Source organism: Tsuneonella dongtanensis (genome assembly GCF_001698205.1).
GTDB lineage: Bacteria > Pseudomonadota > Alphaproteobacteria > Sphingomonadales > Sphingomonadaceae > Tsuneonella > Tsuneonella dongtanensis.
Genome location: NZ_CP016591.1, coordinates 998,389 through 1,018,493 on the forward strand (window position 1 = coordinate 998,389; position 20,105 = coordinate 1,018,493).

At 67.0% G+C, this 20,105-nt stretch carries 21 protein-coding genes; 10 read left to right on the forward strand and 11 right to left on the reverse strand.

Features of this window, described 5'->3' with window-relative positions:
- The first annotated feature begins 13 nt into the window (after nucleotides 1–13).
- Nucleotides 14–772, forward strand: a complete 759-nt coding sequence (locus A6F68_RS04720) for a class II aldolase/adducin family protein (RefSeq protein WP_067676925.1) — start codon at nucleotides 14–16, stop codon at nucleotides 770–772.
- Between the two features lie 17 nt (nucleotides 773–789).
- Nucleotides 790–1,329 carry a (2Fe-2S)-binding protein gene (locus A6F68_RS04725; protein WP_067676927.1) on the forward strand — a complete coding sequence of 180 codons (540 nt, stop codon included), beginning with the start codon at nucleotides 790–792 and terminating at the stop codon, nucleotides 1,327–1,329.
- A 3-nt stretch (nucleotides 1,330–1,332) separates the two neighbouring features.
- On the opposite strand, the gene A6F68_RS04730 is transcribed toward A6F68_RS04725, so the two are convergent.
- Nucleotides 1,333–3,432: a TonB-dependent receptor gene (locus tag A6F68_RS04730; protein WP_067676929.1), complete on the reverse strand. Its 2,100-nt coding sequence runs from the start codon at nucleotides 3,430–3,432 to the stop codon at nucleotides 1,333–1,335.
- Nucleotides 3,433–3,569: 137 nt separating this feature from the next.
- Here A6F68_RS04730 and A6F68_RS04735 point away from each other — a divergent pair, with 137 nt between their 5' ends.
- Complete coding sequence (locus A6F68_RS04735) at nucleotides 3,570–3,914, forward strand: arsenate reductase family protein (RefSeq protein WP_067676931.1); 345 nt, start codon at nucleotides 3,570–3,572, stop codon at nucleotides 3,912–3,914.
- On the opposite strand, the gene A6F68_RS04740 is transcribed toward A6F68_RS04735, so the two are convergent.
- On the reverse strand, nucleotides 3,911–5,284 hold the full coding sequence (locus tag A6F68_RS04740) for an MFS transporter (RefSeq protein WP_067676934.1): 1,374 nt from the start codon (nucleotides 5,282–5,284) through the stop codon (nucleotides 3,911–3,913). The genes A6F68_RS04735 and A6F68_RS04740 overlap by 4 nt on opposite strands.
- Before the next feature lie 134 nt (nucleotides 5,285–5,418).
- On the opposite strand from A6F68_RS04740, the gene A6F68_RS04745 reads away from it, so the two are divergent.
- Entirely contained in the window at nucleotides 5,419–6,021 is a 603-nt protein-coding gene (locus A6F68_RS04745) for a class I SAM-dependent methyltransferase (RefSeq protein WP_157096769.1), read from the forward strand.
- Between the two features lie 23 nt (nucleotides 6,022–6,044).
- Here the strand turns inward: A6F68_RS04745 and A6F68_RS04750 are convergent, their stop codons facing one another.
- Nucleotides 6,045–6,872: a glycerophosphoryl diester phosphodiesterase membrane domain-containing protein gene (locus A6F68_RS04750; protein ID WP_067676938.1), complete on the reverse strand. Its 828-nt coding sequence runs from the start codon at nucleotides 6,870–6,872 to the stop codon at nucleotides 6,045–6,047.
- Nucleotides 6,873–6,961: 89 nt separating this feature from the next.
- Here A6F68_RS04750 and lipB point away from each other — a divergent pair, with 89 nt between their 5' ends.
- Complete coding sequence (lipB, locus tag A6F68_RS04755; protein WP_067682064.1) at nucleotides 6,962–7,618, forward strand: lipoyl(octanoyl) transferase LipB; 657 nt, start codon at nucleotides 6,962–6,964, stop codon at nucleotides 7,616–7,618.
- Nucleotides 7,615–7,908, forward strand: coding sequence for a hypothetical protein (locus A6F68_RS04760; protein ID WP_067676940.1), 294 nt, complete (start codon nucleotides 7,615–7,617; stop codon nucleotides 7,906–7,908). The genes lipB and A6F68_RS04760 overlap by 4 nt, the downstream gene beginning before the upstream one ends.
- Before the next feature lie 4 nt (nucleotides 7,909–7,912).
- Here the strand turns inward: A6F68_RS04760 and A6F68_RS04765 are convergent, their stop codons facing one another.
- The gene (locus A6F68_RS04765; protein WP_067676942.1) at nucleotides 7,913–9,022 is read right to left on the reverse strand and encodes an alkene reductase; all 1,110 of its coding nucleotides are present in this window, start codon (nucleotides 9,020–9,022) and stop codon (nucleotides 7,913–7,915) included.
- Between the two features lie 51 nt (nucleotides 9,023–9,073).
- Here A6F68_RS04765 and A6F68_RS04770 point away from each other — a divergent pair, with 51 nt between their 5' ends.
- On the forward strand, nucleotides 9,074–9,991 hold the full coding sequence (locus A6F68_RS04770; RefSeq protein WP_067676944.1) for a DMT family transporter: 918 nt from the start codon (nucleotides 9,074–9,076) through the stop codon (nucleotides 9,989–9,991).
- Between the two features lie 3 nt (nucleotides 9,992–9,994).
- Here A6F68_RS04770 and A6F68_RS04775 read toward each other — a convergent pair whose 3' ends face one another.
- The 5 genes from A6F68_RS04775 to A6F68_RS04795 form a co-directional block, all read right to left on the reverse strand.
- Nucleotides 9,995–11,317, reverse strand: coding sequence for a DUF2254 domain-containing protein (locus A6F68_RS04775; protein ID WP_067676945.1), 1,323 nt, complete (start codon nucleotides 11,315–11,317; stop codon nucleotides 9,995–9,997).
- 4 nt (nucleotides 11,318–11,321) lie between these two features.
- A complete protein-coding gene (gene nadA / locus A6F68_RS04780; RefSeq protein WP_067676947.1) occupies nucleotides 11,322–12,308 on the reverse strand; it encodes a quinolinate synthase NadA in 987 nt (328 codons plus the stop codon).
- 258 nt (nucleotides 12,309–12,566) lie between these two features.
- Nucleotides 12,567–13,352, reverse strand: a complete 786-nt coding sequence (locus A6F68_RS04785; protein ID WP_067676949.1) for a hypothetical protein — start codon at nucleotides 13,350–13,352, stop codon at nucleotides 12,567–12,569.
- Between the two features lie 93 nt (nucleotides 13,353–13,445).
- Nucleotides 13,446–14,138 (reverse strand): DUF4230 domain-containing protein, encoded by a 693-nt coding sequence (locus A6F68_RS04790; RefSeq protein ID WP_084001669.1) that lies wholly within the window; start codon nucleotides 14,136–14,138, stop codon nucleotides 13,446–13,448.
- Complete coding sequence (locus tag A6F68_RS04795; RefSeq protein WP_067676951.1) at nucleotides 14,123–14,995, reverse strand: MBL fold metallo-hydrolase; 873 nt, start codon at nucleotides 14,993–14,995, stop codon at nucleotides 14,123–14,125. Before A6F68_RS04795 ends, A6F68_RS04790 begins: the two co-directional genes overlap by 16 nt.
- 55 nt (nucleotides 14,996–15,050) lie before the next feature.
- Here A6F68_RS04795 and glpK point away from each other — a divergent pair, with 55 nt between their 5' ends.
- Entirely contained in the window at nucleotides 15,051–16,511 is a 1,461-nt protein-coding gene (gene glpK, locus A6F68_RS04800) for a glycerol kinase GlpK (protein ID WP_067682070.1), read from the forward strand.
- A gap of 4 nt (nucleotides 16,512–16,515) precedes the next feature.
- Here glpK and A6F68_RS04805 read toward each other — a convergent pair whose 3' ends face one another.
- The gene (locus tag A6F68_RS04805) at nucleotides 16,516–16,971 is read right to left on the reverse strand and encodes a DUF1465 family protein (protein WP_067676953.1); all 456 of its coding nucleotides are present in this window, start codon (nucleotides 16,969–16,971) and stop codon (nucleotides 16,516–16,518) included.
- 102 nt (nucleotides 16,972–17,073) lie between these two features.
- Nucleotides 17,074–17,271, reverse strand: a complete 198-nt coding sequence (locus A6F68_RS04810; RefSeq protein ID WP_067676955.1) for a YdcH family protein — start codon at nucleotides 17,269–17,271, stop codon at nucleotides 17,074–17,076.
- 184 nt (nucleotides 17,272–17,455) lie between these two features.
- Between A6F68_RS04810 and A6F68_RS14665 the strand changes: the two genes are divergently transcribed.
- Both A6F68_RS14665 and ptsP read left to right on the forward strand, forming a co-directional pair.
- Entirely contained in the window at nucleotides 17,456–17,614 is a 159-nt protein-coding gene (locus A6F68_RS14665) for a YdcH family protein (RefSeq protein WP_418368991.1), read from the forward strand.
- Between the two features lie 157 nt (nucleotides 17,615–17,771).
- On the forward strand, nucleotides 17,772–20,039 hold the full coding sequence (ptsP, locus tag A6F68_RS04815; protein WP_067676957.1) for a phosphoenolpyruvate--protein phosphotransferase: 2,268 nt from the start codon (nucleotides 17,772–17,774) through the stop codon (nucleotides 20,037–20,039).
- The last annotated feature ends 66 nt before the right edge of the window (nucleotides 20,040–20,105 follow it).

Consider the following 20,105-nt stretch of genomic DNA (forward strand, 5'->3'; position numbering starts at 1 on the left):
CAGGAGAGTCGGCATGGCCACCCAGCTCAAGCCCCGCATCGAATGCAGCGACGCAGAGTGGGAGGCGCGGCTCGACCTCGCCGCGTGCTACCGCATCTTCGACCTGCTCGGCTGGTCGGAATCGATCTACAACCACATCAGCCTGAAGGTGCCGGGGGAAGACGACGCCTTCCTCATCAACCCGTTCGGCCTGATGTACGACGAGGTGTGCGCCTCGAACCTCGTGAAGATCGACATCGACGGCAAGGTGCTGTCGGGCAACTACCCGGTCAACCAGGCCGGCTTCACCCAGCACGCCTATTTCCACCGCCACCTCGAATGGGCGCACGCGATCTGCCATCACCACACGACCGAAGGCATGGCGGTGGCGAGCCACAAGGACGGACTGCTGCCGATCGGGTTCTACGCCTGCAACTTCCAAGGGCAGATCGGCTACCACGACTTCGAAGGCGTGACTGTGCGTCCCGAGGAAGGCGAGCGGCTGCTGCAGAGCCTCGGCAACAAGCGCATCCTCATGCTGCGCAACCACGGACCGGTGGTCATGGGCCGCACCATCCCCGAGATGTTCGTCCAGACCTGGGCGCTCCAGCGCGCTTGCGAAATCCAGATCGCGACGCTCAGCCAGGGCGAACCGGTCACCGTGCCGCAGGAAGTGATCGACGTGCATCAGCGCGATATCGGCATGGTCAACCTGCCGGGCGGACCGGGCAAGGCCGATTTCGAGGCGTGGAAGCGCAAGGTCGACCGGATCGACCGCTCGTGGCGCGACTGACGGACTGACGCTCCGGCATGACCGCGCTCACCGTCAACGGCCGGCCCTTGCGCTTCGACATCGATCCCGAGACCCCGCTGCTCCACGCCTTGCGCGAAGCGGCGAACCTGACCGGCACGAAGTACGGCTGCGGCACGGGCGATTGCCACGCCTGCACGGTGATCGTCGACGGCGAGGCGCTGCGCAGCTGCCTCATCACGATCGCCGAGGCCGAGGGGCGCTACGTCACGACGATCGAGGGGCTCTCGCGCGACCGCAGCCACCCGGTGCAGCAGGCGTTCGTCGCCGAGCAGGCGATCCAGTGCGGGTTCTGCACGCCCGGGATCGTCCTCGCCGCGGCGGCGCTGTTGTCGGAGAATGCCAATCCGTCGGCGGCCGAGATCCGCGCGGCGCTGCCCAACCTGTGCCGCTGCGGCGTCTATCCGCGGCTGGTCCGTGCGGTCGAGCGCGCCGCCCGCGTCGCCCGGCGCGAGGAGACGATCAGCGCCGCCCCGGCGCCGGGCATCAGTGCCGAGGATGCCGCCCGCGCGGTCCCCGCGATGGACCGCGGGGACTGACCGTCAGAGCTTGACCTTCAGCCCCAGGCGCACGCTGAACGGCTCACCCGGCTGGATGTTGTTGTCGCCGTGCGCGCTCGAATAATAGTCGCGGTCGAACAGGTTCTCGACGTTGAGCTGGAGCGCGAAGCGCTCGCTGAGATCGAGGAACGCCGCCGCGTCGACCCGCACCCAGTCGGGGAGGGTGACGGCGTTGCTCACCGACGCGAACTGTTTGCCCTGGTACACCGCGCCGAGGCCGAGGCCGAAGCGGTCGGACAGGTCGTAGCGGGTCCACGCGCTCGCCTGGTGACGGGGAAGCTGCTGCAGGCGGCGACCAGCGGGAGCGGACGTCGTCGCCGAGCGGATCTCGCCGTCGAGATAGGTGTAGCCGAGACTGACCTGCCACTCGGGCCGCAACCGCCCGACGAGGCTGGCTTCGAACCCTTCGACGCGGCTCTCGCCGGTCAGCACGGTCAGACCGGGGTTGGCCGGATCGACCGCGCGGGTGTTCGAGCGGTCGAGGCGGAACACCGCGGCGGTCGCGAACAGCGACGGGTTGACCGACCACTTCACGCCTGCCTCGAGGTTTTCGAACTTTTCCGGCGCAAGGCTGGCGGTCGTCGCGTCGAGCACCGAGAACTGGTCGCCAGATTGCGGCAGGAAGCTGGTGGCGTAGCCGGCATAGAGCGACAGCGACTCCTGCGGCTTCACCACCAGCCCGACACGCGGGCTCCACTTCCGGTCGGTGCGCCCCGCGGCAAAGCCGCTGACGAGGTTGACCGTGTCGAGGTCGAACTCGTCGTAGCGCAGGCCCGCGACAAGCTGCACGGGCCCGAAATCGAGCTGCTCCTGGATGTAACCGGAGATCGTGTCGAGCTGCGAGGAGGAGCCGCGCTGGATGGTCGTCTGCCGCGCGGCGGGGATCGAAAGCACGCGTGCGAGCGGGACCGTGACGCTCGCCGCGTTGTTGGCGAAGGCGATGTTGTAGCGGTCGGCGTCGGTCTCCTGCCCGCCGATCTCGAAGCCGGCGAGGAAAGTGCTCTCGATCGCGCCGAAGGCGGCCTGCCAGACCAGGTTGCCCTGCAGTATGCGGTTCTGCCGGTCGGTCCCGCTGGTGTAGCCGTTGAGCGTCGCGGTAGTCGCGGTCGCGCTCGCCGGAACGACGTTGGCGTAGAACTTGTCGTGGTCGGCGAACTGGCCCGTGAAATTGACGACAAGTCCGTCGGTGAATTCATGATCGAAGCGAAGGCGGGCGATATGCGCCACGCTCTCCGACTCGTTGAACGCGGCGTCCCCGAAGAACGTGCGGTCGAAGCCCGTCAGCGGCGCGCCGTTCAGCGACGGCACCCCGCGATCGGTGACCCGGCGGTCGTCGTCGTAAGTGTAGAACGCAGAGACATGGGTGCGCTCGCCGAGGTTGACGGTCACCGTCGGCGACACGCCGATGAACCGCCCTTCGTAGAAATCGCGGGCGTTGTCGAATTCCTCGTAGGTCGCGTTCAGGCGCGCAGCCATGCTGGCGGACAGGGGCTGATTGAGGTCGGCGCCGAGTGAGAAGGCGCCGAAGCTGTCGACGTTTGCGTCGAAGGCCAACGCCGGCTGGGTGAAGTCCGCGACCTTGCTGACACGATTGATGACACCGCCGCCCCCGCCGCGTCCGAAGATCAGCGCGTTGGCGCCCTTGAGGACTTCGACGCGGGCGATGTTGTAGAGCGGACGATAGTATTCGGCATCGTCACGCAGGCCATCAAGGTAGAAATCGGCGGTGCTCGCCTGGCCGCGGATGAAGACCTGATCGCGATGACCTTCGCCGGTGTCGAGGCTTACCCCGGGAACATAGCGCAATGCGTCGCCGAGCTGGGTGATCCCCTGGTCGTCGAGCTGGTTCTCGGTAATGACGGCGATGGTCTGGGGCACGTCGATGAGCGGCGTCGGCGTCTTGGTGCCGCTCGAGCCGTCATCGGTGGCATAGCCGTCCCGCTGGCCGACGACGAGAATGTCGGACGGCAGGTAATCCCCGGGCGCGTCGGCGCCGGCCTCTCCCTCCATCGCAGCCACCGGGGCGGAGATGGCGCAAACGGCGGCGCTCGCGAGAGCGGCGGTCAATCGGAGGGGCCTCATGCAAATCCTTGTTGAGAATCGTTATCGCTTGCGACGCCTCTATTGCGAATAATTCTCAATTACAACACCCGATCTGCGCTTGCTTCTCGCTTTTCGCGTATTAGCGGCTTGCGCCGGTCCGTTGAGGAGGTCCCACGATGAAGGCTACGATTTGGCATAACCCCGAATGCGGCAAGTCGCGCGCGACGCTGGCGATCCTCGAGGCGCGCGCGGGTCTCGACCTGACGGTGGTCGAATACCTGAAGCATCCTCCGACGCGCGAAAAACTCGCTCAGCTTTACCGCGACGCGGGGATGCGTGCCTCCGAAGGGGTGCGGACATTCAAGACCGACGCGGAAGAGCGCGGGCTCACGACGGCGGACGACGACACGGTGCTCGATGCCATGATGGCCCAGCCCCGTTTGATCGAGCGGCCTTTGGTCGAGACCGAGAAAGGCGTACGCCTGTGTCGTCCGCCCGAGCGGGTCGAGGAAATCCTTTAGGGTTGCTCACCCGTGTCGAGCGGCGCTTCCATCGCCGTATCGTTCGCGAGCGCGCGCCAGCCGTGGACGAACACGATCCCGCACAGCGCGCAGATGGTCACGAAGCCGATGACCTCGTGATGGCCGTAGAGCCAGACGCCGAGCGCAGGGGCGACGATATAGGCGGCCCCGTTGAGCGAGGCGACGATGCCGCCGACCTGGCCCTGCTCTGCGCGGCTCACGGCCAGTGATGCGCCCGCGGTGAAGCCGGGCCGGTAGAGCCCGAACCCCATCGAGGCGATCGCCATGCCGAGCGCCATGGTGTTGAGCGTCGCCGAGACGGCGAAAATGGCGATGCCGGCCATCGCCATCGCCATGCCCCACAAAGTGGAAGACTTCGGCCCGAGTTTGAGCATGGGGATGAGACCCCACTGCGCGAGCAGCGTGGCGATCGCACCGCACATGAGGACCAGCCCGATCGGCCCGGTGCCCGCGCCCGGGTCGGCGCGCAGGCCCAGCCGGTCGAGGATGAAAAAGCCGACGATGCCTAGAAAGGCCGCCTGGGCGTGGCCACCGACGAGCCCTGCGACCAGCCAGGGGCGTAAGCGTTCGTCGCGCCACGAGAGGTCGGGGATATCGCCACTGATCCCGTCGTCCTCCGCTTCCCGGTCCGCGCGCTGCGAATTCGATCCTGCGCTGAACGGCGCCGCGACCACATCGCCGCGAGCGGCGAACTGCGGATCGTCGTCCGGCAGGGTCGCTCGCAAGAGAACTAGGACGATGACCCCGGCGATCGCGAAGGCGAAAAAGGGACCGGTCAGGCCGGTCGCGGGGAATACCAGCAGCGGGGCGAGGGCGGGCCCGATCACCGTACCGAGACCGAAGCTCGAGGCGATGAGCGCCATCGCCTGCGTCCGCTCGGCCCGCGGCGTGCGGCTGGCAACATAGGCCTGCACCGCCGGCGGCGCGGCCGAACCGAATCCGCCGTAGAGGCTGCGCGAGGCGGCGAAGAGCAACAGGCACCACAGCGGCGCAAGCCAGCCGTTGAGGCCGAACCACAGCATCAGCCCGCACAGCGTGAAGCTGGAGATGAAGCCGAACAGGCCGACTGCCATCATCGCCTTGCGCCCGCGCCGGTCGCTTCGCCGCGCCCAGATCGGCGCGCAGATCACCCACAGGAGTGCCGACCAGGTGTAGGCCAGGCTGATCCATACGTCCGCCACGCCGAGCTCGGTGCCGATCGACGGCATGACCGATTGCATCGCGGTGTTGCCCGCCGCGGTCACCAGCATGACCATGAACAGGAGCGCCATCCGCTCGCGCGAGATCGGCTTGCGCGGCGCCTCGCCCGGAGGTGGGCCCGGCGATGGGATTGTCTCGTTACGGTTCATCGCAGGCGGGCTAGCGGGGTGGGTGGGCGCTTGCAATCGGGTCGCGAAACTGTCAGTCCCTGCGACCGAATTTGGCCCCGCGTTCAGGGGTGACGGACGGGGCGCATTGCTTGAACAATACCAGTGAATTCGCGATTCGCCGCGGCGAGACATTCTCCCGCCGCGCCGCGCGCTTCTTTGGCCAGTGGGGGGTATTCTTCCGCGGCTTCCTCGAACATCCCAAGATGGTCGGCTCGATCATCCCATCCTCGCGCTTCACCATCGACAAGATGCTGGCGCCGGTGAAGTGGGACGAATGCCTGCTGTTCGTGGAGTACGGGCCGGGCGTCGGCACGTTCTGCCGACCGGTGCTCGAGCGACTGCGCCGCGACGGCACTCTGATCGTGATCGATACCAACCCGCTCTATATCGATTATCTCAAGAAGACGATTCCCGACGGCCGCTTCCACGCCGTACTCGGTTCGGCGGCCGACGTGGAGGAGATCGTCCGCGCGCATGGCTTCGACCATGCCGATTACGTGCTTTCGGGCCTGCCGTTCTCGACCCTTCCGGACGGGGTGGGGCCGGAAATCGCCGCGGCGACGCACCGCGTCCTGCGATCGGGCGGCGCGTTCCTCGTCTATCAGTTCAGCGCCGCCGCGCGCGACTTCATGGCCAAGCACTTCGCTCGCATCGACAGCGGGTTCGAAGCGCTGAACGTGCTGCCCTGCCGCCTGTTCTGGGGCTGGAAGGACTGATCGAGGTTGGGTTCAGTAGAGCCCTAGCTGAACGTCTCGCTGACCGCTTCGGGCGATCCGCCGGTCAGCTGGCGATGGATCGCTGCGAGCACGGCGAGAAAGATCACGTAGAACACGCCGTTCACGAGGCCCGACACAATCGCGTTGCCGATGCGGGCTACCTCTTCGCCTGCCAGCGCCAAAATCAGGCCCAGGATCATGCTGATGACGCCGCCGACGACCACAAGCGCGACGAGCAGCAGCAGAATGAAGAAGAACAGCCGCAGCGAGTTGCCCTTGGTCAGCCGCCAGGACCGTCCGAGCGCTGCGAGAGGGTTGCCTACCCGCTCGATGGCGATGACAGGGGTCACCAACAAGAACTTGGTGAACAGATAAACCAGCAAGACGAACGCGACGATGCCAACGAGGACGCCCGTCGCCACCGATGTACCCGCACCCACCGCGATCGGCACGAGTAGCAAAAGGCCGTACAGAACGCTGACGAGTATCTGGGCGCCTAGGTAGGGCAACAGCATCTTGAGGCCGATCTTGAGGGCTTCGCCCACAGTGGGCCGGCTGCGATCGCTGAGCAGGGCCAGGAGGCCGAGCATTCCGATGCCCTGGACGATCGCCATCAGCAGGATCATCCACCAGATGCTTCCGTAGAAGCCCAGCATCGCCTGGCCCATCGCTTCAGGATCGGGATCGGCGCCCTGTGCCGCCTCGAGCGCGGCCATTTCGTTGGTGAACATGAGCATGAAACCGACATAGGGCAGGAAGAAGAATACCCCCGCGACGATCAGCAAAACGTCGCGATTGGCGGCCAGCAGCCGTACTGCCTCGTTCCACGCCGCGCTCATGTCGAACTTCATCCGGTTGCTCCCTCACGTGCCTCTTGCCTCTTGATAACCGCCGCGCGGCGCTCCACGCAACGGGCGTGTCCACAACTGAGCATTCTGGCCTGCCGCCCGAGATCAAACTGCGCATCTCCACCGAACCGGTGCCCTATCGCGCCGCGCTCGAGGAGATGGAGGCGCGCAATCGCGCCATCGCGTCCGGCGAGGCGCGCGAGCTGGTCTGGCTGCTCGAACATCCGCCGGTCTATACCGCCGGGACCAGCGCGGCGGCGGACGAGATGCTCGACCCCCGCTTCGAGGTGGTCGAGGCGGGGCGCGGCGGACGGTACACCTATCACGGCCCCGGACAGCGCATCGGATACGTGCTCGTGGACCTGTCCTCTCGCGGCAAGGACGTGCGCAACTTCGTCCATTCGATCGAGGGCTGGGTGATCGACACGCTCGCGGACCTGGGGGTCCAAAGCTGGCGGGCGCCTGGCCGCATCGGCATCTGGACCCGCGACATCGACGGGTCCGAGGCCAAGATCGGCGCGATCGGCGTGCGCGTGCGGCGCTGGGTCACCATGCACGGGTTCTCGGTAAACCTCGCGCCCGACCTGTCGCACTTCGGGGGGATCGTACCCTGCGGCATCGCCGAATTCGGTGTGACGAGCATGGAGCGGCTCGGCAAGCCGCTTGCGCCCGAGGCATTCGATGCGGCATTGCTCGCCCGCGCGGGTGACTTCCTCGCCGCGCTCAAGCCATGCGAGACCCGTCGATGAGTAAAGCCCGCTTCCTTGCTCTGCCGCTGGCCCTGGCACTCGCCGCGTGCGGCGGTGGTGGCGGCGGCGCGGAGGCCGAGCGCAAGACCGCCGCCGGCGAAGTGCTGGGCGGTTCGATCAGTGACGACATGCTGCCGCTCGACACGGTAACCTCGCAGAGCCCGCCCCTGCGCGAGACGAGCGACGCGCCGACCGCTGCTTCGTCGCGCAGCACGGACGCGCCCACTCCAAAGGAAGACGAGCCCGCCGCAGAACCCGAACAGGCGCCCGAGCCGGCGGCGGAGAACTGATCCGCTATTCGGCGGCCGCCCGCTCCTCGTCCATCGTCGGATAATCGATGTATCCCTGCGGTCCGGGCAGGTACCAGCTGCGCGGCACATCGACGTTGGGGGCCCATTCGGCTCCGACCCGGATGCGCTCGGCAAGGTCGGGGTTCGAAATGTAAGGCCGGCCGAAGCTCACCGCATCGCAGCGCCCGCTCTCGATGTCGGCGACGGCTTCTTCCGCAGAGTAATCGCTGTTGAGCACGAGCGGCCCGGTGTAGATCTGCCGGATGACCCCGTCCTGCTGCGGCACGTCGGTCTGGCCGAAGGTGCCGTCAGGGCCCGGCTGGCGCAGCTCGACGAAGCCGAGGTCGAGATCCTCGCACACCCGTGCCGCCGCCGCGAACGTGGTTGCCGGGTCGCTGTCGTCGCATCCCTGCGTTTCGCCGTTCGGGGACAGGCGGACCGAGACCCGGTCCGCGCCCCAGACCTCGACCAGGGCGGTCAGCACTTCGCGCAGGAACCGGGCGCGGTTCTCCGCCGGACCGCCGTACTCATCGGTGCGCAGGTTGGTGCTGTCGCGCAGGAACTGGTCGACGAGATAACCATTCGCGCCGTGCAACTGGACCCCGTCGAACCCGGCGGCCTTCGCGTTCTCGGCGGCCTTGCGATAGTCGCCCACCACCCGGGCGATCTCCTCGACCGAAAGTTCTCGCGCCTGGGCATGCTCCTGCCGTCCCTTGAAGGTGTGCGCATGGCCCGGAGCCTTGGTGGCGCTCGCCGAGACGGGCGGGTTGCCGCCGAGGAAATCGGGGTGGACCAGCCGGCCCATGTGCCAGAGCTGGAGGACGATCGTGCCGCCGGCGTCGTGGACCGCCTGAGTCACCGGCTTCCATCCCTCGACCTGTTCGTCGCTCCAGATGCCGGGCGCGGCGGGCCAGCCGGCTCCTTCGACACTGATCCCGGTCGCCTCGGAAATGATGAGGCCGGCCCCGGCACGCTGGCGGTAGTATTCGACCATCATCTCGTTGGGGATCGATCCGGGCTGGGTCGAGCGCCCGCGGGTCAGCGGCGCCATGAGAATCCGGTTCTTTGCGTGGATCGCGCCGAGCTCGATCGGCTGGAAGAGCGTGTCGTGCATGGCAGGCCTTTTCTTGCTGGTTTCGTTTCGCAACGGAGCTAGTGGCGGGAAATGGCGAGTTCAACCGAGGCTGTCGACAAGATTAGCTATACCGGCGGCGCATGGCACTTGGCCGCGCTGCTGGCCGGCAACGTCGCGCTCGCGCTCGGTCCTTGGCTGGTGCGGCTGACCGACACCGGGCCGGTCGCTGCCGGGTTCTGGCGAATGCTCCTGCCCCTGCCGCTCTTCGCGCTGCTCGCATGGCGGGAGCGGGGCACCAGCAAGGCGACGCCGCGCACCGTCGTCGTGCTCCTCGCGGCAGGCGCGTTCTTCGCGGCGGACCTTGCCTGCTGGCACATCGGGATCGAGCAGACGCGGCTCGGCAATGCGACGCTGTTCGGCAACGCTGGCAGCATTCTGATGATGGTCTGGGGCCTGTTCGCTCTCCGCCGGGCACCGGCGCGCATGGAGTGGATCGCCTTCGCGGCGGCGATCGGCGGCGCGGCCATCCTCATGGGGCGCAGCCTCGAGATCTCGACCTCGACGCTGGTGGGCGATCTGTTCTGCCTCGCCGCGGGGGTGTTCTATGTCTTCTATCTCGTCCCAGCCCAGGCGGCGCGGGCGACGCTGGGGCAGTGGAGCGTCCTCACGCTGGTCAGCGCGGCGGCGGCGCCTGCGCTTCTCGGCATCGCGCTCGCGCTCGGCGAGCCGATCTGGCCTGGTCCGGCGGGCTGGACCCCGGTTTTCGCGCTGGCGCTATCGAGCCAGATCGTCGGGCAGGGCCTGCTCGTCTACTCGATGAAGCATTTCCCCCCGCTCGTCGTCGGCATGGCGCTATTGACCCAGCCCGCAATCGCCGCTGCGGTCGGCTGGCTCGCGTTCGGCGAGGTGCTGGCCGGAGCGGACATTCTCGGCATGGCGCTGGTCAGCGCCGCACTCGTTCTTGCGCGGACCCGGGCGCCGGTCGGACCGCGGGTGCGCGCACCCTGACGCTCAGCGGGCCTCGAAGGCCCGCTCGAAACCGACGTAGCGCGCCTCGACGTCCTGCAAGTCGGGACCGACAAGGCGTTCGCGGGCCTGTTCGAGCAACCGCCGTCCTTCCGTCCTGAGCAGCGCAACCCGGCTCTCGTCGTCGATCGGCAGGCTCGCATGGTGAAGCGTGTCGAACATGACCTGCGCCGCGTTGGGGCTGGTCGCGACGGCGCTGCGCACATTGCCGAAGCCGCGCTTGAGGTAATGGGCGAAATCGTCCGGCAGCGGATAGACATACTTCGCGTCGGCCTCGTTCCGCGCATTCTTGCGCAAGTCGCGCGTGCCCAGATCGGCGGTCGCCGCGCCGAGCCAATGGAGCGCAGTGATCGCGGTGAAAGGGTCGTTGATCCCCGGCGACAGGGCTCTCAGCGCGATTTCCACCAGTTCGTCGATCAGGAACTGCGGGTCCTGCTTGGGCGTGCGGGTAGCGCCGAGGATGAAGGCGTCGGTCACGCTCCTTTCGACCGCGTCGATATCGACTTCGCCCGACACTTCGGCGAGCGCCATGCCGGGATGCACGAAATCGCCCGTGCGGACTTTCAGAGCGAAGGAGCAGCCATGCTTCTCCGACAATTTGCCGAGGTCCTCGAAATCGACCAGCTGCACATAGCCCGTGCCGCGGGCCATGACCGGCCTGCCGGCGGGCTGGCTCTCGGGTTCCGCGGCGGTGTTGGGCTCGGGATATTCCTCGCGCACCTGATCGAGCAGGCGGCGGCCGATCCCCTCGAGCACGGTATTGATCCTGATCGAGCTGGGCACGTGGTTGAGGAAGTAGACCAGCACTGCGACCGACAGGGCCATCAGGCCGTAGGCGACGAGCAGCGACAATTGCGGCACGAAGCCGGGCAGCGCCGTCGACGCGGCATCCTGCGCGCTGGCGGCCACTTCGTCTTCGGCGCGGACCGTGCGCAGGACCGTGATCGCGTAGACGAAGGTGCCGATGAACGTCGCGAGGCTGAGCTGGTTGCCCTTGTCCTCCATGAAGTTCGTGAGCAGGCGCGGGCCGTAGGTTCCGCTGGCATAGGCGACCGCCGCGATGGTGATCGAGAACACCGTCGAAGCGACACCGATCATCGACCCTGCGATGACGGTGAGCATGTTGGAGGCCCCGTCCGGCCGCGCGGGTACGATCTGCGGAACCTGGTTGAGCCACTCGGCGAAACCGTTGCGGTCGAGCCAGATCAGCGTGAACGCGAGCGCGGCCCCAACGAGCGAGAACAGCGCCGGATAGAACCAGTAGTTGGCGTTGAGCCGGGACCAGAGCCAGCGGATTTCGGCGGTCACGGCGTCAAATCTTGCCGAGGTCGCCCTTGCCCACCGTGCCGCTCGCCATCTCGAGCATGCGGTCTAGGCTCTTCTTGGCGGCGAGGCGCAGGCCTTCCTCGATCTCGATCCGCGGCTCCAGGTCGCGGAGCGCGACATAGAGCTTTTCCATCGTGTTGAGCGCCATGTACGGACAGATATTGCAGCTGCAGTTCCCGTCCGCGCCGGGTGCACCGATGAAGGTCTTCTCGGGCAGGGCCAGTTCCATCTGGTGCATGATGTGCGGCTCGGTCGCGACGATCAGCGTGTCGCCTTCGAAGGTCTTGGCGAATTGCAGGATGCCGCTGGTCGAACCGACGTAATCGGCGTGGTCGATGATCGAGGGCGGACATTCGGGGTGAGCGGCGACCGGCACGCCGGGGTGCTGCGCCTTGAGCTTGAGCAGCTCGGTTTCCGAAAATGCCTCGTGCACGATGCACACGCCCGGCCACAGCAGCATCTCGCGATCGAACTTGCGGCTGAGGTAACCGCCGAGGTGGCGGTCCGGGCCGAAGATGATCTTCTGCTCCTTTGGAATCTGGCTGAGTATGGTCTCGGCGCTAGAACTGGTGACGATCACGTCGGACAGCGCCTTCACCTCGGTCGAGCAGTTGATGTAGGTCAGCGCTATGTGATCGGGATGCGCCTCGCGGAAGGCCTTGAACTTTTCGGGCGGGCAGCTGTCCTCCAGGCTGCAACCCGCATCCATGTCGGGCAGCACCACGATCTTCTGGGGCGAAAGGATCTTGGCGGTATCGGCCATGAACTTGACCCCGCAGAACGCGATCACGTCGGCGTCGGTATCGGCGGCCTTGCGGGAAAGCTCGAGACTGTCGCCGACAAAGTCCGCGATGTCCTGGATAGCGGGCGTCTGGTAATAATGGGCGAGGATCACCGCGTTGCGCTCCTTGCGCAGGCGGTCGATCTCGGCGAGCAGGTCCTGCCCGGTCGGCGGCTTGGTCTCGACGCTCATCTCAACTCCATCTTGATCCCTTGCCACCCGAACACCGGGCGGCGGCGGTTCGTTCCGCGCGGCTTCGTGTCACACCTGTCACACAGTCCAGGGATAGTTCTGACGCCTCGTGCGCGAAAGCGTAATCCCGCAGTACGCGGTCGTCGCCTTGGCGGACCGCGAGTGGCAGGGCAAACGTTCAGGCAGCACCCACCCGACATGGCACGGCGGTGTCGATGTAGGAAAGCCTTTCGCGCCGCCGGACGCCGCGGCGTCAGCCTACATCGCGAAGCCGGGCGGCAGGAACGCTTCCATCGGCCGCTCGGCACCCGGAGTGCCGGCGACGAAATCGCGGGTGAAGGCCAGGCCCCATTCGCTGTAGGCGACGAGATCCGAGAGGATCTGCACGCCGACAACGAGACCGACGCCCCAGAACCAGGCGGGATGAATCGTCCCGTATCGCCTCTTGTCGGCAATCATGCCCATCACTGGGAACAGCATCGGCACTACGATCGATCCGATCCACCAGGCATATGGCATCAGGAGCGGCATCGGCAGGAGTCTCCCGAGGCCCGGGCCGAGCAGGATGGCGAAGCCGGTGAACATCAGGCGCCGGTGCCAGCCGGTGTTTGCGCGGACCACGATGGCCCAGATGGCCAGTGTCAGGAAGACGCCGAGCCCAGCGCTGTTGCTGATAAGGAACTGGTTCTGGTCGAAGAAGAATGGCCCGCCGGTTGTCTGGAGCGACGTGCGGGTGATGAGGATCGCCATGATCGCGACCAGCGGAATCAGCGGGAGCGAAAGCCACCCCAGCTTGCGGTGGAGTGCGCCGTTGCCCCTGAAAATCAGCGCGTTCTGGGCGAGGTAGAGCCCGATCCACGCGAGCATGACCCACGCGTGGAAGTGATAGAACCACGGAAGCGAAAAGCTCGATCGCCCCATCGCCAGATTGAAGCTGAAGCCCGCGATGATCAGCGCCGACATCACACAGGCCATGATGAAGAAGAATTTTCGTTCGGCGCGCTCGGTCGAAACCGGCGCGCTGCCCGAAGCCAAGGTCGCCATCGGGATGCCCTCCGTCCTGAATCCCGGAGGGGTGTTTACCAGTTTCGTTGGAAACCTTCTTGTAACGATGCGACGGGTCGGCAGAACCGCCGGTTATTGCCCCGGCTTCTCGCCTTCGAAACGGACGTTCACCTTCACATCGCCGTACCCTGCGACCTGCAGCGGGATCGCGAGGTTCTGGCGGATCGCGTCCTTCGCCGCCTGGCGCGCGAGTGCGAGGACCTCGGGATTCTTGGCGAACACCGCAGCCTTGCGCTCGGCCTGGAGCGAGTTGTTCTTGCTGAGGTCGCGCTGGGCATTCGCGGTGACCCAGTTGCCCTCGGTGAACACGCGTGCCCGTGCCTCGTCGAGGTTGGGGCGCGAGATGCGCAGCGGCGGCAGGACGACGCTCAACGTCTCGCTTCCCGCATCCCAGTCGAAGGCGTCGCGGTCCATATTGGCAAGGTCGAGGCGATAGGTGACGTCGGCCGGGATTATCGTTGCCTGCCGGCTCTTGAGCAGGTCGATGCCAAGCACGCCGCGGGTGTCCTCGCTTTCGGCGACGACCTCGAAACGGCTCGAGAAGACGTTGAGCGAATTCTGCTTCTCGAAAGCCAGCATGGCCGAGCCGACCGGATCGCCTTCCTCCTGATAGAAGAACGCACGCCAACCGAGCCAGGCTACGGCGGCGAGCAGGAGGATGACGAGGAGCCACGGCGTCGCCTGCACGCGGGTCAGCGGTCGCTCATCGACCACCGGCGTGCGCGGGTCTAGGTCGGTGCGGGTGGCGTCTACGGTCCGGTCCATACATCCCTCGAACGGCCGGCAAGGCCCCGGCGTTCCAGATCGAGGAGATGCGCCGTCACGCTCATCTCCGCTGCGCCCGCCAGGCGCGGGTCCAATCCCTTGTACATCCGCGGTACGAAGTCCGCTGCGGTGAGCGGCCCTTCGGACAGGATGCGCACGATCTGGTTCTCGCGCTGGCGGCGGTGGCCGATCATCCCGCGCACGAGCTGGCGAGGGTTGTCCACTTGCGCGCCGTGGGCAGGGTAATAGACCCGGTCCGGGCGGCCGTAGAGCTTGTCGAGGCTCGCCATGTAGGCGCCCATGTCCCCGTCGGGCGGGACGACGACGCTGGTCGACCAGCCCATCACGTGATCGCCGGTGAACAACGCGCCGCTTTCCTCGAGCGCGAAGCACAGGTGATTGGAGGTGTGCCCCGGCGTATGCACCGCGGTCAGCGTCCAGCCGGGGCCGGTCATGCCTTCGCCGTCGAGCAGCACGCGATCGGGCTCGTAGGTCCGGTCGAAGCTGGCGTCGGCGCGGGGGCCGCTGTCGTCGAGAACGAGCGGTGCGCAGCCTACGATCGGCGCACCCGTCGCCTCGGCCAGCGGCTTTGCGGCAGGCGAGTGGTCGCGGTGGGTGTGGGTGCACATGATCGCCGCCACCGTCCGCCCGCCGATGGCGTCCACGAGCGCGGCCAGGTGGCGCGGATCGTCGGGCCCCGGATCGATCACCGCGATCCGGTCCTCAGCGCCGACGATATAGGTCTGCGTCCCGGTGTACGTGTAGGGCGAGGGGTTGGGCGCGAGCACGCGCGCGACCAGCGGTTCGAGCTGCTCGACAGTGCCGGTGGGCCAGGGTTTGGGAGGCGGTCCAGCCATGCTCTTGCATATGGGGGCGGCTCTGCCGCATGTCACGCGTTCACGGGAGGATGCCTTGTCAGATCATGTTCTGGTGCTCGATTCGGGCACGACCTCGACCCGCGCGATCGCGTTCGACCTGTCGGGCCGGATCGCCGCCGTGGCGCAACGCGCGCTGACCCAGCACTATCCGCGGCCGGGCTGGGTGGAGCACGATCCGCAAGAGATCTGGCAGCATACGCTCGCCTGCGCACAGGAAGTGGTCGGCACGGTCGGTCACGAGCGGATCGCCGGCATCGGCATTACCAACCAGCGCGAAACGGTCGTCGCCTGGGATCGCGACAGCGGCGAGCCGCTCGCCCGCGCGATCGTGTGGCAGGACCGCCGGACCGCGGACTTCTGCGCCACCCTGCGCGATGCGGGGCAAGAAGACGAGGTCCAGCGCCGGACCGGACTGCTGCTCGATCCCTATTTCTCGGGCACGAAAATGCGCTGGATGCTCGAGAACGAAGGGCCGGTCCGCGCCGCGGCCGAGGCCGGGCGGCTGGCGTTCGGGACGGTTGAGAGCTGGCTGGTATGGAAGCTGTCGGGCGGCGCGCACCTGTCGGATGCGTCAAACGCCAGCCGGACGATGCTCCTCGCCCTCGACGAAGCACAGTTCGACGAAGGCCTGTGCGATCTTCTCGGTGTGCCGCGCGTCGCGCTTCCCGAAGTTGTCGATACGCAAGGACCGCTCGCCGAAACCACGCTGCTCGGCGGCCGACTGCCGATTGCGGGCCTGGCCGGCGATCAGCAGGCGGCGACGATCGGGCAGGGCTGCTTTGCGCCGGGCGAAACGAAGTCGACCTACGGCACCGGTGCGTTCGTGCTCACCAACATGGGACAGGCTCTCCCGCGGTCGGAGCATCGCCTCCTGGGAACCGTGCTGATGCAGGCTGGCGGTGCGCGGACCTACGCGCTCGAGGGGTCGGTCTTCGTTGCCGGCAGCCTGATCCAGTGGTTGCGCGACTCGCTCGGCCTCATAGCGAGCGCGGCCGAAACCGACGCGCTCGCACGCTCGGTCGATGATAGCGGCGGGGTCACGATCGTGCCGGCGCTCTCCGGGCTCGGTGCGCCGCACTGGGATGCCGAGGCGCGCGGGGTCGTCACCGGGTTGAGCTTCGCGACCGGCAGGGCGCAACTCGCCCGCGCCGCGCTCGAGGCGATGGCCCACCAGACCCACGATCTCGCCTCGGCCTTTGCTGCCGACGGCGCGCGGTGGGGCAAGCTGAGGATTGACGGCGGGATGAGCGCTAACGACTGGATGGCGCAGGACCTTGCCGACGTGCTCGGGGTCGAGGTCGAGCGGCCCGACATGGTCGAGACGACAGCGCTCGGCGCGGGAATGCTCGCGGCGGTTGGGACGGGACTCTTCGCCTCGCTTGCCGATGCGGCGCAGTCGATGCGCGGCGCGGTGCGGCGCTTCGAACCGGCGATGGACCAGGCGGTTAAGGATGAGCGGCTCGCGCGCTGGCGCAAGGCGCTGGAGGCGGTCTAGAGCGCTAGGTGCCGCCGAACTCGCGGCCCAGCCGTTCGTGCAGCCGTTGCACCGGGTCGGATTTCACCGTGAAGCGGTCGCGCCAGGCGGCGTCGAGCCGGGCGATACGTCCATGGAACGCCTGGGTTTCGGCAATCAGCACGCAGGTTTCGGGCTCCAGCAGGGCAAGCTGCTCCGGGTCGGCCGGCCGGTCGGGGGGCAGCACGCCGTGGCGGCGAAGCTGGAATTCGCTCAACTCGCCGCTGAAATAGGCGCGGTGGTTCAGCAGCCAGGCCAGCACGTGCATCATCCGCGTGGTCGTGCGGAGGCCCTCCACCGACAGCGCGATCCGCACCAGGTCTTCGTCGCCCGCGCGCGCCGGCACGAGGTCGAACGCAGAGCGCACCTCGTCTGCGAGCACGAGCGCCTCGCAATACAGCGTTTCGATGATCGGCTGGTTGATGTCGGTGGGATGTCCCATACGCGTAGATAGGTAGCCCCGGGCGAATCGGCTCGCCACCGCGGTAACCGAACTATCCTGCACCATTTTCGAACCGTCCCGCGGCGGGACGGTTTTGCGGCTTCACGCGATGATGTCGGGCAACAGCTGATCCTCGACGATCGCGATCTGGTCGCGCAGGCGCAGCTTGCGCTTCTTGAGGCGGGCGATCTGCAGCTGGTCGGTCGAACCGGCCGCGGACAGCGCGTCGATCGCCGCGTCGAGGTCGCGGTGCTCCGTGCGCAGCGATGCCAGCAGCTTCTTCAGTTCCTGCTCGGTCACGCCCGCTCGATCCCCCCAGCGAAGAGGACGAGAATCGCCTCGTCGCACGTTTTTTCGCAGCTCGTCGATTAGGCATTCGTCAGGGGTTCGCAAGCCAGGATTGTTGTGGTTGAATGACCAATGCGCGGCTCGAGTCCGCAACCGGACGAGTCGCCTTGAGGTCGCCACCTGAAAGGAGACACAGATGCTGTCATCGTCCCACGCCAATGCTCTCGAAACCAAGCACGCCAACCTCGAGGCGCGTCTGCACGAAGAGATGAGCCGGCCCTCGCCGGATGCGGGTACGATCCAGCAACTCAAGAAGGCCAAGCTCCGCATCAAGGAAGAGCTGAGCGAGATCTGACCGGCCCGCGTGGCCGGTCGCACCCGTCGATAACGGGAGGGATGACGCGCCGCACCTTCGCTTCGGCGACGGTCGCGGCGCGTCATTGCGTTTTTGACCACGCACACCCTCGCCGCCCTTCCCTTCGCCGCCGCCGATGCGCTAGGCGGCATGGGACATGACCGCTGCCGCCGCCGCCCGATCGATCCTTACCCGCCTGCACGAGGTCATGGCCTCGCGCCTGCATCCGCAGGGCAAGCTCGACCAAGTCGTCCAGATCATCGGCGAGAGCCTCGATAGCGAGGTCTGCTCGATCTACCTGCTGCGCGAAGGCATGCTCGAACTCTTTGCCACCCGCGGGCTCGAGCAGAGCGCGGTGCACGTCACCCGGCTGGCGATCGGCGAGGGCCTGAACGGCATCATCGCCGAACACGTCGAGACGCTGAACCTGGCCGAGGCCGCGGCGCACCCCGACTTCGCCTATCGCCCGGAAACCGGGGAGGACAAGTTCCACTCTTTCGCCGGAGTGCCGATCGTCCACCGCGAGCGCGCGGTGGGTACGCTGTGCGTCCAGCATGCCGACCCCCGCCGCTACGAGGATGTCGAGATCGAGGCGCTGCAGACGGTGGCCATGGTGCTGAGCGAGCTCATCGCAAGCGCCGGGCTGGTCGACGAGGAATCGAGTGCGCTCGGCGAGGCTTTGTCGGGCCCGCAGGTCGTGCAAGGCCTGACCCTGGTCAAGGGCATCGCCGCGGGCTGCGCGGTGTTCCACCAGCCGCGGGTCCATATCGACCATGTCGTTGCCGAGGATACCGAGGCGGAGCGCCAGCGGGTCTATCGCGCGTTCGACAAGATGCGCGACCAGATCGAGGCGATGGCCAGCCAGGCCGAGTTCGGCGTTGGCGGCGAGCACGACGAGGTTCTGCAGACCTACAAGATGTTCGCCTACGACGAGGGCTGGGGCCGCCGCATCAACGAGGCGATCGACAGCGGCCTGACCGCCGAGGCGGCGATCGAGCGCGTCCAGCAGCGTACTCGGATGCGCATGCGCGAGATCGACGATCCGCTGCTCGCCGACCGGATGCACGACCTTGAGGACCTGTCGAACCGGCTCCTGCGGATCGTGTCGGGCCAGCTTGGCACCGCCGCTACGCAGGGACTGAAGCGCGACACGATCCTCGTCGCGAGGAACCTCGGGCCTGCCGAACTGCTCGAATACGATCGGCGCCGGCTGAAAGGCGTCGTGCTCGAAGAGGGATCGCTCACCGCGCATGTCGTCATCGTCGCGCGGGCGATGGGCATTCCGGTGCTCGGCCGCGCACGGGCGCTGCGCGGGCTCGTGCGCGAAGGCGACGAGATCCTGCTCGATGCCGACAAGGGACTGGTGCACATCCGCCCGACGCAGCAGACGCAGGACCTGTTCGCCGAACGCTTCGCGCAGACCCGCCAGAAGCAGGCGGCCTATGCCGAGCTGCGCGATGTCGAGCCTTTCACCCGGTGCGGCACGCGCATCCAGGTCATGATCAACGCCGGCCTTCGCGACGACATGGCGGCGCTGAGCCTTGTCGGCGCCGACGGGATCGGGCTGTTCCGCACCGAGTTCCAGTTTCTCGTCTCGGCGACCCTGCCGCAGCGCGAGCGGCAGACACGGCTTTATCGCGACGTGCTGGAGGCGGCAGGCGACAAGCCGGTGATCTTCCGCACGGTCGACATCGGTGGCGACAAGGCGGTGCCGTACCTCGACAACGAGAACGCCGACGCCGACGAGAACCCGGCGATGGGCTGGCGCGCGCTGCGCCTCGCACTCGAACGCGAGGGCCTGATGAAAGCGCAGGCGCGCGCGCTGCTCGAAGCTGCGGCAGGCAAGGCGCTCTATGTCATGTTCCCGATGGTTTCCGAGCCGTGGGAATTCGATGCTGCGAAGGCGGTGTTCGACCAGCAGCTCGCATGGCTCCGGTCGCAGAAGAAGATGCTGCCCGACGAGATCCGCTTCGGGGCGATGCTCGAAGTTCCGGCGCTGGCCGAGACGCTCGACTTGCTGCTGCCGAAGGTCAGCTTCATTTCGATCGGGACGAACGACCTCACCCAATTCCTCTTCGCTGCCGACCGGGCCAATCCCAAGCTGGCCGAACGGTACGACTGGCTGAGCCCGGCGATCCTGCGATTCCTCAAGCGCATCGTGCTCGGCACCGCCGGCTCGGGGGTAGACCTTGCGGTGTGCGGAGAGATGGGCGGGCGCCGGCTCGAGGCACTCGCGCTGCTCGGCATCGGGTTCCGACGCCTGTCGATCACCCCGGTAGCGGTCGGTCCGATCAAGGAGCTGGTGCGCAAGGTGGACCTTGCCGAGATCACCGCCGCGATGGCCGGCTGGCTGTCTTCGCCGCCCGCTTCGCTCCGTACGGAGCTGCAGGCCTGGGCCGAAGCGCGGGGTATCGAAACGGACTGATTTCGTCGTGCACCCGGCGCACTTCGTCGCTGGCCTGTTCGGCGCATGTTGTCGGAAAGCTTGACA